At 37.4% G+C, this 13,309-nt stretch carries 17 protein-coding genes; 10 read left to right on the plus strand and 7 right to left on the minus strand.

Annotated elements, in window-relative coordinates; all coding sequences use genetic code 11:
• Nucleotides 1-8 precede the first annotated feature (8 nt).
• The 7 genes from GUB10_RS13930 to GUB10_RS13960 form a co-directional block, all read right to left on the minus strand.
• The gene (locus GUB10_RS13930) at nucleotides 9-557 is read right to left on the minus strand and encodes a CopD family protein (RefSeq protein WP_193712169.1); all 549 of its coding nucleotides are present in this window, start codon (nucleotides 555-557) and stop codon (nucleotides 9-11) included.
• A gap of 6 nt (nucleotides 558-563) precedes the next feature.
• On the minus strand, nucleotides 564-848 hold the full coding sequence (locus GUB10_RS13935; protein ID WP_193712075.1) for a type II toxin-antitoxin system RelE/ParE family toxin: 285 nt from the start codon (nucleotides 846-848) through the stop codon (nucleotides 564-566).
• Nucleotides 838-1,113, minus strand: a complete 276-nt coding sequence (locus GUB10_RS13940) for an addiction module protein (protein ID WP_193712076.1) — start codon at nucleotides 1,111-1,113, stop codon at nucleotides 838-840. Before GUB10_RS13940 ends, GUB10_RS13935 begins: the two co-directional genes overlap by 11 nt.
• Before the next feature lie 55 nt (nucleotides 1,114-1,168).
• Entirely contained in the window at nucleotides 1,169-2,524 is a 1,356-nt protein-coding gene (locus GUB10_RS13945; protein ID WP_193712077.1) for an MATE family efflux transporter, read from the minus strand.
• The gene (gene hemH / locus GUB10_RS13950; RefSeq protein ID WP_193712078.1) at nucleotides 2,524-3,558 is read right to left on the minus strand and encodes a ferrochelatase; all 1,035 of its coding nucleotides are present in this window, start codon (nucleotides 3,556-3,558) and stop codon (nucleotides 2,524-2,526) included. Before hemH ends, GUB10_RS13945 begins: the two co-directional genes overlap by 1 nt.
• A gap of 89 nt (nucleotides 3,559-3,647) precedes the next feature.
• Nucleotides 3,648-4,406 (minus strand): ThuA domain-containing protein, encoded by a 759-nt coding sequence (locus tag GUB10_RS13955; RefSeq protein ID WP_193712079.1) that lies wholly within the window; start codon nucleotides 4,404-4,406, stop codon nucleotides 3,648-3,650.
• Between the two features lie 2 nt (nucleotides 4,407-4,408).
• Nucleotides 4,409-5,308 carry an AraC family transcriptional regulator gene (locus GUB10_RS13960; protein ID WP_193712080.1) on the minus strand — a complete coding sequence of 300 codons (900 nt, stop codon included), beginning with the start codon at nucleotides 5,306-5,308 and terminating at the stop codon, nucleotides 4,409-4,411.
• Nucleotides 5,309-5,509: 201 nt separating this feature from the next.
• Between GUB10_RS13960 and hemA the strand changes: the two genes are divergently transcribed.
• From hemA to GUB10_RS14010, 10 genes are all read left to right on the plus strand, one after another.
• The gene (hemA, locus tag GUB10_RS13965; protein ID WP_193712081.1) at nucleotides 5,510-6,766 is read left to right on the plus strand and encodes a glutamyl-tRNA reductase; all 1,257 of its coding nucleotides are present in this window, start codon (nucleotides 5,510-5,512) and stop codon (nucleotides 6,764-6,766) included.
• On the plus strand, nucleotides 6,763-7,683 hold the full coding sequence (hemC, locus tag GUB10_RS13970) for a hydroxymethylbilane synthase (RefSeq protein ID WP_193712082.1): 921 nt from the start codon (nucleotides 6,763-6,765) through the stop codon (nucleotides 7,681-7,683). The genes hemA and hemC overlap by 4 nt, the downstream gene beginning before the upstream one ends.
• A 21-nt stretch (nucleotides 7,684-7,704) precedes the next feature.
• Nucleotides 7,705-8,352: a uroporphyrinogen-III synthase gene (locus GUB10_RS13975; RefSeq protein WP_193712083.1), complete on the plus strand. Its 648-nt coding sequence runs from the start codon at nucleotides 7,705-7,707 to the stop codon at nucleotides 8,350-8,352.
• A complete protein-coding gene (hemE, locus tag GUB10_RS13980; protein WP_193712084.1) occupies nucleotides 8,349-9,377 on the plus strand; it encodes a uroporphyrinogen decarboxylase in 1,029 nt (342 codons plus the stop codon). Before GUB10_RS13975 ends, hemE begins: the two co-directional genes overlap by 4 nt.
• Nucleotides 9,378-9,403: 26 nt before the next feature.
• Nucleotides 9,404-9,862: a hypothetical protein gene (locus tag GUB10_RS13985; protein WP_193712085.1), complete on the plus strand. Its 459-nt coding sequence runs from the start codon at nucleotides 9,404-9,406 to the stop codon at nucleotides 9,860-9,862.
• Nucleotides 9,863-9,865: 3 nt separating this feature from the next.
• A complete protein-coding gene (gene hemF / locus GUB10_RS13990; protein WP_193712086.1) occupies nucleotides 9,866-10,768 on the plus strand; it encodes an oxygen-dependent coproporphyrinogen oxidase in 903 nt (300 codons plus the stop codon).
• 40 nt (nucleotides 10,769-10,808) lie between these two features.
• Nucleotides 10,809-11,159, plus strand: a complete 351-nt coding sequence (locus GUB10_RS13995; RefSeq protein ID WP_193712087.1) for a four helix bundle protein — start codon at nucleotides 10,809-10,811, stop codon at nucleotides 11,157-11,159.
• Nucleotides 11,160-11,206: 47 nt separating this feature from the next.
• The gene (gene hemB / locus GUB10_RS14000; protein WP_193712088.1) at nucleotides 11,207-12,196 is read left to right on the plus strand and encodes a porphobilinogen synthase; all 990 of its coding nucleotides are present in this window, start codon (nucleotides 11,207-11,209) and stop codon (nucleotides 12,194-12,196) included.
• A gap of 55 nt (nucleotides 12,197-12,251) precedes the next feature.
• A complete protein-coding gene (locus GUB10_RS14005) occupies nucleotides 12,252-12,605 on the plus strand; it encodes a hypothetical protein (RefSeq protein ID WP_193712089.1) in 354 nt (117 codons plus the stop codon).
• A gap of 95 nt (nucleotides 12,606-12,700) precedes the next feature.
• Entirely contained in the window at nucleotides 12,701-13,180 is a 480-nt protein-coding gene (locus GUB10_RS14010; protein WP_193712090.1) for a hypothetical protein, read from the plus strand.
• Nucleotides 13,181-13,309 lie beyond the last annotated feature (129 nt).

Consider the following 13,309-nt stretch of genomic DNA (forward strand, 5'->3'; position numbering starts at 1 on the left):
CGCACCAATTAAGCATCAGGATTTTTAGCTCTAATGCGCTTATAAATTTTAACACCCAACATTAGCATTGCGGCCAACAGGAAAATACCCAAAACTCCGTAAATCCAGTTTAAAGCATCTCTTACAATTACTAAAAATATAACCGAAAAGAGAATTAAGGTAGATACTTCGTTCCAAAGCCGCATTTGGTTTGAGGTCCATTTTACTACATCGTTTTGGAGTTCTTTAAAAATAAGATGTGTTTTAAAATGATAGGCATACAACAAGACTACAAAACCTAATTTTACCAACATCCAATCTTGTGAAAGCCATCCCGGAGAAAGGTGAAGGAGTAAAAAAGCGAACAAACTGGCTAAAATAGCCGAAGGCCAGGTGATAATAAACCAGAGTCTTTTTGTCATTAACTTTAGCTGGGCAGCCAAAATACTCTTTTCCGGTTCCGGTTTTTGGGTTGCTTCAATATGATAAATAAACAAGCGCGGAATATAAAAAAGCCCAGCGAACCAGGTGATCACAAAGATAAGATGTAGTGCTTTTATGTATTGGTAATATTCTATCACTAATTATGGTTTTTTGGTTGGGTTTTGATGAGTGTTGAAAATAGCAAGAATTATTATTTCTTGATCGTCTATTTCAAAAATCACCAGGTAAGGAAAAATATCTAAAAGAGCATTTCTATAATTATTTTCAAGCCGAAAGATATAAGGGTTAGATTGAATTCGGTTTAATGTATTTTCGAAATCATTAAAAAAACGCTTACCTAAACCGAATTGTTTAGATTCATACCAATGGATAGCACTTTTAAAATCAAGTTGAGCCGAAGAGCTTATCTTAAGGCTAAACCCCATATTTTCTTTCAATTTCCCGCCTGGCCTCTTCCCAGGGAATTGCTTTTTCCTCACCTCTTTTATATGCCTCCCAACGCCTCTCTATTTCTTTCAATTGTTCCTTTGAAAGTTGGCTACTTCGGCTTTCTACTTCATAGTTTTCTCCTGGTTCACTAGCTCCAGGTTTTACATTTTTCAACAAAGCTTCCATCTTCATAAGCAAAACTTCATCATCACAAGCAATGATTTTTTGAATCAGTTCTATTTTCAAAGCATTCTTATCCATGGTTTTTCGGCCTTTCCAACAAAGATAGGGATTTATGAATTTTTCTATGGAAAAATTATCGGGAGGTTGCGGGCCTTAGTTTTAGCCTTATTTCCCTATTTAAAAAATAAGCCGTGAGTAGCGTTGAAAGTAAATCGGCAATAGGAAAAGAGATCCAAACTCCAATTTCACCGAAATATCCAGGTAAAATAAGTATTAATGGGATAAAAAAGAAGCCCTGACGCGAAAGGGTAAGCAATAAAGCAGGAATGGCTTTTCCAACCGCCTGGTAATATGCAGCCCCAATTAATTGAATGGCTACAATAGGTGTTGCTGCAAAAACCCAACGCATGGCATTTGGAGTTTCGGCTATAATTTTTGGATTTTGAGTAAAGATTCCAACAATTTCTTCAGCAAATAACATAATACCGCCAAAGACCAACAATCCCAGGCCACAGGCATATAAAATAGCAGTATTAATACTTTTCTTTACCCGATGGTATTTTTGAGCGCCATAATTAAAACCGGCAATGGGCAAAAAACCCTGTGTAACCCCCAATACGGGAAAAAGGGCAAACATGAGCATTCTTCCAATAATAGCATAAATCGCTACTGAATCTTCCCCACCCAGATCAAACAAAATATTATTCATCAGTAAATAAATAATACTAACTACAGCCTGCCGTGCTAAGGTGACAAAACCCAGCGAGCCTATTTCAGAAATTATAGTTTTATGAAGTTGAAAATCTGGCAATCTAATTTTAAGCTCGGAATTTTTAGAAATAAAAAACCAGAAGACATAGGCAAAGCAAAAAAAGTAAGAAGCGGTAGAAGCCCAGGCTGCTCCCCACATTCCAAGCCCCATTTGATTGATAAGGATATAATCTAAGAGCAAATTCCCTACAGAGGGAATAATCATGGCAATCATCGCAAATTTAGGCTTGCCTTCTGCCCTAATCACGGTATTTCCCATCATGCAAAGTGCTAAAAACGGTACGCCGTAAAGCACGATGGTATAATAAATTTTTGCCGGCTCAAAAATATCACCTTTTCCCCCGAAAACCGGAATAAGGGAATCTACAAAAACAAGCCCTATAATTACAAGACTAATGGTAAGAAGTAAGGTAAGGCTAATTTGATTCCCAAAAGTTTTTACTGCCTTTTTTTGATTATTAGCACCAAGGGCCCGACTAATTATGGATGATCCCCCAATACCAATGGCCATACCCAGGGCGGCAATAAAAAAAGAAACCGGAAGTACTACGTTTATTGCTGCAATAGCCGTAGAACCAATCCAGTTTCCTACAAATATGGTATCGATTAAAATATTTAGCGACATCACCAGAATTCCTATAGAAGCCGGTGCCGCTTGTTGCACGAGTAATTTAGCTATTGGTTTCTCTCCAAGATTTGTGGAATTTGCCGAAGCCATTATACGTTAACCGGCTTTTGATGCGCCCATTCATCTACCCAACGGGAAAGCACCTTAACCCAATCGTCTCTATCGTTTAAGCAGGGAACCACAGTAAATTCTTCACCGCCAACTTCGTGAAATATCTCCTCGCCTTCCATGGCTATTTCTTCCAGGGTTTCTAAACAATCTGAAACGAAAGCCGGAGTAACAATAGCCAGTTTTTTCATTCCCTGTTTTCCAAAACGCTCTATGGTTCTATCGGTATAAGGTTGTAACCATGGATCGAAACCTAAACGGGATTGGAAAGAAACGCTATAAGAATTTTCTTTTAATTCTAAATATTCGGCAACCAGCCTGGTGGTTTCAAAACACTGGTGGCGATAACAAAATTGATGCGCTGCCGAAGCTGTTTGGCAACAACTGCCATCGATCTTGCAATGCGATTTGGTAACATCACTTTTTCTAATATGCCGCTCTGGCACCCCATGATAAGAAAACAATAAATGCTGGAAATCTTTTCCTTTAAGATTTTCGGCAATACTTTCGGCCAACACCCTAATATAATCGGAGTGATTATAAAATGGTGGCATGGTGGTGAATTGCATTTCCGGGAAATGCTCTTTTCTACGCTCTTCGGCCAAAACAAGAATAGTTTCTGTAGTAGCCATTGCAAATTGCGGATATAAGGGAAATAGCAACACCTCATCTACCCCTTTATCGTGCAATTCCTGAAGCCCGGATTTTATACTTGGTTCTCCATAACGCATGGCTAAAGCAATTGGCACCGAGGTGTTTTTATCTATCTTTTCCTGAAGCCGTTCAGACAATACAATGAGAGGAGAACCTTCTTCCCACCATATTTTTTGATAGGCCGCAGCCGATTTTTTAGGCCTTGTATTTAACACAATTCCCCTTACCAAAAGGGTACGGGCCCAGTATGGTACATCTATAACCCGCTCATCCATTAAGAATTCGTCCAGGTATTCTTTTACGTCTTTAGGGTCGGTGCTTTTTGGAGACCCCAGGTTAACCAATAGTACGCCTTTACTCATAATTTTTCTTTTTCAACCTCAAAAATAAGCTTATTAAAAATGCAATAAAACTTTATTGTATTACACTTTCTTATGACTTAATAGAGATTTTATTTTTTTACTTCGTTTAATGTGTACAAAATACTTTGTAAAATATGTTCCTTAAATTCTGGTTCGCTATAAGATTGAATAGTATGCCCCAAACCTGTATAAATAGAAATTCCGCCGTAGCCGGTTTTTCTCATCCAGGCAATGGGATGTGCATCACCGTTAGTGCCACCTTCATACGAATTCTCGTCTAGATAGAGCAAAACCTGCATTTGGGGGTTTAAATTTTTATAATTATACCATTCATCTGTTCTGGTCCAAATCTTTGGCAGATGCGAAACCGTTGGGTGCTTTGGCATATTTACATGAATATCTGCTTCCTGTACCTTAGGGTGCCCGGCAAAATATCCACCTACTAACTTACCAAACCAGGGCCATTCAAACTCGGTATCTGCTGCGGCGTGAATTCCAAAGAAATTACCCCCGTTCTTTATATATTTTTCAAAAGCACCCTGCTCACTTTCATTTAAAACATTTCCCGTGGTATTAAGAAAAATCACAAGATTAAATTCAGCCAGATTTTCCCCGTTAAAGTCACCCCCATCTTTAGTGGTAGTTACTTTAAAACTGTGATCTGATGCGAGCTCCTTAATTAAGTCTAAACCGGCAGGAATAGATTTGTGCCAAAAACCTTCGGTTTTATAGAAAACCATTACCTGCTTTTGCACCTTACTGTCTTTATTCCCGGCATCCTGTGCAAAACAGTTATGCTGATTAAAAAGAAAAAGCCCTAAAAAAACAAGCACTCCTAATCTATACATATTTACAGGTTTGGGTTTAGCGACATAATATATTTCTTTGGTGTTGTACCAAATTTCTTTTTAAAAGCGGCAATAAAATGACTGGAAGTACTATAGCCTACTTTTAAACCCACTTCGTTTACATTATAATCGCCACTATCCAAAAGTTTTCTTGCAAATTCCATTTTATAATCAAATAGAAAACTGTACACCGAGTCCCCATAAATTTGCTTAAAGCCTTCTTTTAATTTTTTAAGGCTTAAGCCAATTTCATCAGATAATTCCTGCAACGACGGTGGTTCGGCCATTCGGGAAATAACAATATCCTTGGCTCTCCTTATTTTTATAATATTCTCTTCGTCAATTAAAAAAGGACATTGCTCTACATCGGGGTCTTCGGTTCGGTTAAAATATAAACTTAACAATTCGTAGGCCTTAGCTTTAAAGTATAGATTTTTTATACTGCGGGTAAGATTGAAGTTCATTACCTGGTTAAGCACTATGGCCATAGAAGGTGAAATAGGAGCATCTTTATAATACTTTTTATCTTTATTTTCTGCACTTAAAAAAGTAATATAGCCCGCTTCCTGAGAAAAAAGGGAATGGAATTTTTTAATAGAAATCACAAGCGAAATTAGCCAGGAGTTTGGCTCCAAAACCAGGTTAAGCGGAAGGTCTTGCTGCGGATTATACAACAGTAACGAACTTTCTTCGTTAAGCGGAAGCTCGTAATTGCCCTTATTAAACTGAAACTTACAATTACCTTTCAAATTAAAATGAAACTGGATAAAACTACTATCAATATCCCTTATAATTTTTTGACTATTCGAAGTGTCATTTTCAAACTTTAAAAGATAAAAACCCTCTTCAATTTTTAAGCCTTCTGCAAATCTTTCAGCGTTATTTTTATCTTCTAAAACCATAATTTAAATTTTAATACTATTTAGAATTATTCTAAACTACGTTGTTGAAACCGACTATTATTGCTACAAATGTAAGTAAACGCGTTATTTTAAGGAGTTAAAAAAACTAAAATAACTGAAAGCGATACAAAAAGTACTTTGAGCGTTACTTTTTGATTTATCATTAGCTTAATTTTGCACACGAATACCCCATACAGGTACATGAAAGATTATCATATAGCAAGCGGAAAACATTTTTACACAATTGGTCTTAGTTATAAAAAGGCCGATGCAGAGATAAGAGGACATTTTAGTTTAGATGAAGAAGCAAAGAACCGTTTACTTCTTCAGGCTAATGCTGAAGGGATTGATGGCATTTTGGTAACTTCTACCTGCAACCGAACTGAAATCTATGGATTTGCCGAACATCCTTTTCAACTTATAAAGCTACTCTGTGAACACACTCATGGCACGGTAGAAGAGTTTGAAAAAGTAGCATATGTTCATAAAAACAAACAGGCCATTTCCCATATGTTTAGGGTGGGAACCGGCCTGGATAGTCAAATCCTGGGGGATTTTGAAATTATTAGTCAGTTAAAACTGGCCTTTACCCGTTCCAAAAAACTTGGTTTGGTGAATGCCTTTTTAGAAAGACTGGTTAATGCCGTAATACAGGCGAGCAAGCGTATTAAAAACGAAACTCAAATTTCAACGGGGGCTACCTCAGTATCTTTTGCCTCTGTACAATACATTTTAAAAAATGTACCCAATGTAACCGACAAAAACATCTTGCTTTTCGGCACCGGGAAAATAGGACGAAACACCTGCGAAAATCTAATTAAACATACCCATAACGAACATATAACCCTAATTAACCGCACCAAGGATAAAGCGGAAAAAATTGCCGGGAAATTTAATCTTATCGTTAAAGATTATGCCGATTTACAGGCAGAAATAAGAAATACAGATATTCTTATTGTTGCCACCGGAGCGCAAAACCCCACTATCTCTAAAGAACTAATCTATTCTAATAAAGATTTACTGGTTTTAGACCTTTCTATTCCGAAGAACGTTTCAGAAGATGTAGCACATTTGCTTAACGTAAAACTGGTGCACCTGGATGAACTTTCAAAAATTACAGATGAGAATTTAGAGCGTAGAAAGCGTTTTATTCCAGAAGCCGAAGTTATTATCAAAGAAGTAGAGACAGACTTCAATAAATGGCTTGAAACAAGAAAATTTGCTCCTACAATAAAAGCTTTAAAGAAAAAGCTTAGAAGTATGAAAGATGCCGAGCTCGATTTTCAGCGTAAAAAAATATCAGATTTTAACGATGAACAAGCTGAAATAGTTAGCGACAGGATTATTCAAAAAATAATGAAGCATTTTGCCAATCATTTAAAAGAAGATTCGGAAACTACCAACGAAAGCCTGGAATTAATCCAGAAAGTATTTCAGCTAGAAGAACAGGCGCAATGAATAAAGTAATTCGTATTGGCACCAGGGATAGCGAACTCGCTCTCTGGCAGGCAAAGACTGTGCAGAATGCATTAGAAAAAGCAGGCCACAAAACTCAACTTTTGCCCGTTAAATCTACGGGAGATCTTAATTTGAATCAACCACTTTACGAAATGGGCATTACCGGGATTTTTACCAAAACCCTGGATGTGGCCATGATAAAAGGTGATATTGATATTGCTGTGCACTCTATGAAAGATGTGCCCACAGCACTTCCAAAAGGAATCGTGGAGGCTGCGGTCTTAAAACGTGCCAACACTAAAGATATTCTTGTTCACAAAGGTCTTGATTTCCTTGAAAAAGAAGGAACTATTGCTACAGGCAGTTTAAGAAGAAAAGCTCAATGGTTAAACAAATACCCGGCACATCGGGTAGTAGACTTACGCGGCAATGTAAACACCAGGATGAAGAAATTAGAGGATAATGCCTGGAATGGGGCAATTTTCGCTGCTGCCGGCCTGGAACGTATCGCTTTAAAACCAGAAAACTTTATAGATCTAAATTGGATGATTCCGGCCCCGGCACAGGGTGCCATGCTGGTAGTTGCCATGGAGCAAGATGACTTTACACGAAAAGCCCTTGCTTTATTAAACCATAAAGAATCTGAAATATGCGTACATGTTGAACGCGAATTTCTAAAGGTTCTCGAAGGCGGTTGTACCGCTCCAATTGGTGCATTAGCCACTACTGAAAAAGACCTGATTTATTTTAAAGCTGCTCTTTTTAGTCTGGACGGAAAACAAAAAATTGGGATAGAAAAAACGGTTGCTTTAAACGAATTTGAAAATTTAGGAAAACGTTGTGCTGAAGAAGTTCTAAATAATGGCGGCTCGAAACTAATGCAGCAAATAAAAGCCGAAATAAATAGTCAGGACTGATTTTTATTTAAACAATTTGGAATGAAAAGCATTCTCTCCACAAAAAAACTCAGTAATTCCCAGAAACAGTTGTTTCTAAATTCGGGATTAAGCCTGGTAGAATATGATGCAATTTTTATAAGTCCTACCAATGCTCAACTTCCATCAAAAGAAATTGAAAACGTAATTTTTACCAGTAAAAACTCGGTAAACGCTGTATTGGGAAAAATAAGGTTTAAAAACTGCTTTTGTGTTGGGGAAAAAACCGCCGAACTTTTAAGCGATAATGGTTTTCACATACAGGAAATTGCAGATTATGGTAAAGATTTAGCCAATATTATTGCCAAAAAATATGCTTCAGAAACTTTTACGTTTTTTTGCGGCAATAAAAGGATGGACGAAATCCCCGGAAGGCTACAACAAGAAAATATTAAATTTCAGGAAATTCAAGTCTATAATACAAGCCTAAATCTACAGGCATTTTCCCAAAATTTTGATGGAATTCTATTCTTTAGTCCAAGTGCCGTACAAAGTTTTACCGAAAAAAATACACTTTCAGGCATCACCGCATTTTGTATAGGAAATACTACTGCTTTAGAAGCCCAAGAACATACAAACAACATAATAATTGCTACCAAACCAAGCATTGAAAATGTGATTGTACAGGTAGTAAAATATTTTAAAAAATGATAAAAAACGATCTATTCCTAAAGGCTTTAAAAGGTGAAACAGTAGAGCGACCACCGGTTTGGATGATGCGACAGGCAGGCCGTTACCTTCCAGATTTTATGAAGCTTAAAGAAAAGTACGACTTCTTTACTCGTTGCAGGACTCCAGAATTGGCTACCGAAATTACGGTTATGCCAATACACCAGGTAGGTACCGATGCGGCTATTTTATTTAGCGATATTTTGGTGGTTCCACAGGCCATGAACATAGAGGTAGAAATGAAACCGGGCGTTGGCCCATGGTTACCCAATCCTATTCGAACAACAAAAGCCGTAGAAGAGGTGATTGTTCCCAATATAGAAGAGACTTTGGGTTACGTGATGGATGCTATTAAAATGACCAAACAGGAACTGAATAATGAAGTTCCGCTTATTGGTTTTGCAGGTTCCCCATGGACAATTTTATGTTATGCTGTACAGGGCCAGGGTTCTAAAAACTTTGATAAAGCCAAGAAGTTTTGTTTTACCAACCCAATAGCAGCCCATCAATTACTACAAAAAATAACCGATACAACCATCGCTTACCTCAAAGCTAAGGTTGAAGCTGGTGTAGATGCCGTACAAATTTTTGATTCTTGGGGCGGTATGTTGAGCCCTGTAGATTACCAGGAATTTTCCTGGAAATACATCCAGCAGATTATTGATGCTTTAAAAGATGATATTCCGGTAATAGCATTTGGAAAAGGCTGCTGGTTTGCGCTTAATGAAATGGCAAATTCGGGAGCTTCAGCTTTAGGTGTAGACTGGACGATTAGTGCCAGAAATGCCCGGTATTTAAGCGGAGGCAAAATCACCTTACAGGGTAATTTTGACCCTTCAAGGTTGTATTCCCCACCGGCAGAGATCAAAAAAATGGTGGCCCAAATGATTAGTGAATTTGGAAAAGACAGGTATATCGTAAACCTGGGGCACGGTATTTTACCCGATATCCCGGTAGAGAATGCAAAAGCCTTTGTAGAAGCGGTAAAAGAATATAAAGCCAGGTAGTGTCAGTCTGGGCGCGAATTAAAAATATGAACTTTAAAGAGCTGCTTGCAGTCTTTAAAGTTTTTATAAGTAAACCGCGCTATATGTTACCCACCTACCGGGCTACTATTGAAACCTTAAAGATTTGTGATGAACTTTATCAAAAAGAGCATCATAAAAATGGCAAAGAAAATGCCTTTAGACACGCGCTGTGGAATTATTTGATTTGCCGGGAATGTTTTAGAATTTCCCAATCGGTAGAAGCTGCCAGAATTTGGAGTGATCAATTTACGGGGTTGCACGAAAAGCTTTCTCCAAATCAGAAGCTTGCCAAAGCAATGGATTTACATAATAACAGGTTTGGGCAGGCTATATTTCAGGGAACTAATTTATCATCTAAAGCAGTTATCACACTGCTTCAGGAAAAAATGAAAAGCGCCCGTAAAGTATCGGAAACTAAAGAAATAGCGAAAACAAAAAACAACCTGGTTTATATTGAAGATTGAAAAATGAGAGCGGAATTTTATAATTACATTGAAAAATTACAGGATAAAATCTGTAGTAAATTAGAAGAAATAGACGGTAAAGCCAGGTTTCACCAGGATCTTTGGGAACGAGAAGAAGGTGGTGGCGGTAGAACCCGGGTTATAGAAAATGGCGCTGTTTTTGAAAAAGGCGGTGTAAATATTTCGGCGGTACATGGACCTTTGGCCCCGGCTATGCAGCAATATTTTAAAGTAGGAGATGTAGATTTTTTTGCTTGTGGCCTTAGCTTGGTGATACATCCAAAAAATCCGATGGTACCTACCGTTCATGCCAATTGGCGTTATTTTGAAATGTATGATAAAGATGGAAAGGTTTTAGACCAGTGGTTTGGTGGCGGGCAAGACCTTACACCCTATTACCTGTTTGAAGAAGATGCCGTGCATTTCCATAAGGTTTCAAAAGAAGCTTGCGACAAACATTCCCCCGAATTCTATCCCGAATACAAGAAAAAATGCGACGAATATTTCTGGAATTCCCATAGAAATGAAGCCCGGGGAATTGGAGGGCTATTTTTTGATTATTTAAAAGCTTCAGAAGAAAAAACTATTAAAGACTGGTATGATTTTGTGACCGAAGTAGGCAATAGTTTCCTTGCAGCCTATGTTCCAATTGTAGAGAAACGCAAAAACCTATCCTATAATGAGGCAAACCGCAACTGGCAGGAAATAAGACGCGGACGCTACGTAGAATTTAATTTAGTACACGATAAAGGCACCCTGTTCGGATTAAAAACCAACGGAAGAATTGAAAGTATTTTAATGAGCCTCCCCCCACACGTACAATGGGCTTACAACCACCATCCCAAATCAGGCAGCGAGGAAGAAAAATTAATAAAAGTTTTGGAAAAACCACGAAATTGGGTTTAATAGCTATCAGCCTTTAGCTTTTAGCATTAAGCAGGGAAATATGAGAAACTATAAAAATTTTTCAGTTTGGGAAAAAGCTCATAAACTCACGCTTGATGTTTATCAAATACTAGCCAATTATCCTCAAGAAGAGCTTTATAGTTTGGTTAGCCAAATGAAGCGTTCTTCCAGTTCTATTCCCACAAATATTGCTGAAGGTTGTGGAAGGAAAAGCGACAAAGGTTTTGCAAGATTTCTCTACATTGCATTTGGTTCAGCCAATGAATTAGAATACCAAATTCTATTAAGTGTTGATCTTAATTTTATAACAGAGGCGCAAAGCAAGCCAATAATTTTTCAAGTAGAGGAAATTAAAAAAATGCTGAACTCTTTAATTCAAAAATTAAATTAAACGCCAACAGCTAATTGCTTATAGCTATTGGCTTAAAGCCAAAAAAAATGTATCCACTAAGAAGAAATAGAAGATTAAGGACTAATGAGGCTATTCGTAGTCTTGTAAGAGAAACCGCGATTAGTCCAAACGATTTTATCGCACCGCTTTTTGTGGTGGAAGGAAAAAACAAAAAGGAAGAGATCGCTTCTATGCCCAATTATTTTAGGTTTAGTCTTGATTTGTTAGAGAAAGAGGTAAAAGAGCTATGGGCATTAGGAATTAAATCGGTTTTGCTATTTGTAAAGGTTCCTGAAAACCTAAAAGATAATGCTGGCTCAGAAGCTTTAAATGCAAACGGACTTATGCAACGAGCCATAAAAACCGTAAAAAATACAGTGCCCGAGATGTTGGTTATGACCGATGTTGCTTTGGACCCATATTCTGTTTATGGACACGACGGAGTAGTTACCGATGGGAAAATTAGTAATGACGACACCACCTCCATCTTGGCTGAAATGGGACTCTCTCATGCCAAAGCCGGTGCCGATATCCTCGCTCCAAGCGATATGATGGACGGTCGCATTTTAGAAATGCGAAATTTATTGGAAGATCAGGGGTTTTATGACACCGGAATTATGAGTTACAGTGCCAAATATGCATCGGCTTTTTACGGGCCGTTTAGGGATGCTCTGGATTCTGCACCGGTTGATGCCGAGAATATTCCAAAAGACAAAAAAAGCTATCAAATGGATCCTGCCAACCGTGAGGAAGCAGTTAAAGAAACCCTTATGGATATTGAGGAAGGTGCAGATATTGTGATGGTAAAACCCGGCTTATGTTATTTAGATATTGTTCGAGACATTAGGAATGTAGTAGATATTCCGGTAGCTGTTTACCAGGTAAGTGGGGAATATGCAATGATAAAAGCTGCGGCCGAAAAAGGTTGGCTAGACCATGATGCCGTAGTATTAGAACAATTAACCGCTATAAAACGTGCCGGGGCATCAATGATTGCCAGTTATTTTGTCAGGGATGCAGTAAAGCTTATTTCTTAAAATTTATAACTAAATTTTAGCAATTAACAAACCGGTTTTTATATACTTTTGCTAGATGAAACACCAGAAAAATTTTAGAACTTTATATGCGCTATTAGCCATATTATTTATGTCCTTTTCAGGGCAGGGTTTTGCTTTTTCTGGTTTTTCTGATGAGAATCTAGATTCCAGAAATTACGATTATCTACAAGCTGAACAGAACAAACAAGCTGTTCTATTTGCCGAAAACCTTAGTTCTGAACACAGCACCTCAGAGGAAAATAGCCTAGATTTTTCAGGAAGTTTTGTTTCTACTTTAACTTCAAAAGAAATACTGCCACCTTACATTGGGAAATTAGCATTTTTCAATCATTTAGATCAAAGGCAGTTAATCCTACAATATATTTATCCTTTCCATTTTTTCTGGTGATTATACAGGTTTCCGAAAAATTCAAACTTTTTCGTAAATCATATCTGGCTCTATAACAGAGCAAACACATAAAAAATCACCTAAATTTTACAAAAATGGATACCGTATCTACACTAATTGGCCTTGGCCTTTTAGCATTATTTATGCTGCCGGTGCTATACCTTATTTGGCAACAAAACAACAAAGAAAAAAACAGGCTAAAAAATCTTAAAAACATAAGTGCTCAAAACAACTTGAACGCAGACACTTTTGAGGTTTCGGCCAATCTATTACTTGGCTTAGATACCAAAGCAAATAAATTGCTTATTGTAGAGCCTACCAATAATATGCAACACAAAATTTTAGACCTTACTAAAGTAAAAAGTAGCACAGTAAACTCTTGCACTTTTCCTGAAAACAACAAACTAATTAAAAGCGTTAGTTTAGACATTTCAGAAAGCAAAAAACATCAAAAACTCACCAAAATTATCTTTTATGATGAAGATAGTAATGAAAACGAGCGCAACAATGCATCAGAAAGTTTGGTTATTGCGAGGAAGTGGCAGCGCATAATTAATGAAAAACTTTCGGCTTAAAACCTCCTAAATAACTCTTATTACGCCCCAATTTCTATCTATTGGGGCGGTTTTTGATGTTTTATCATTTCTTTGTACCTCTTTGCAGGAATTATCTTTAAATTAGTATTTCAAACAAGCCTTAAAACT

Origin of the sequence: Salegentibacter sp. BLCTC (assembly GCF_015143665.1) — a bacterium.
Taxonomy (GTDB): Bacteria; Bacteroidota; Bacteroidia; order Flavobacteriales; family Flavobacteriaceae; genus Salegentibacter; species Salegentibacter maritimus.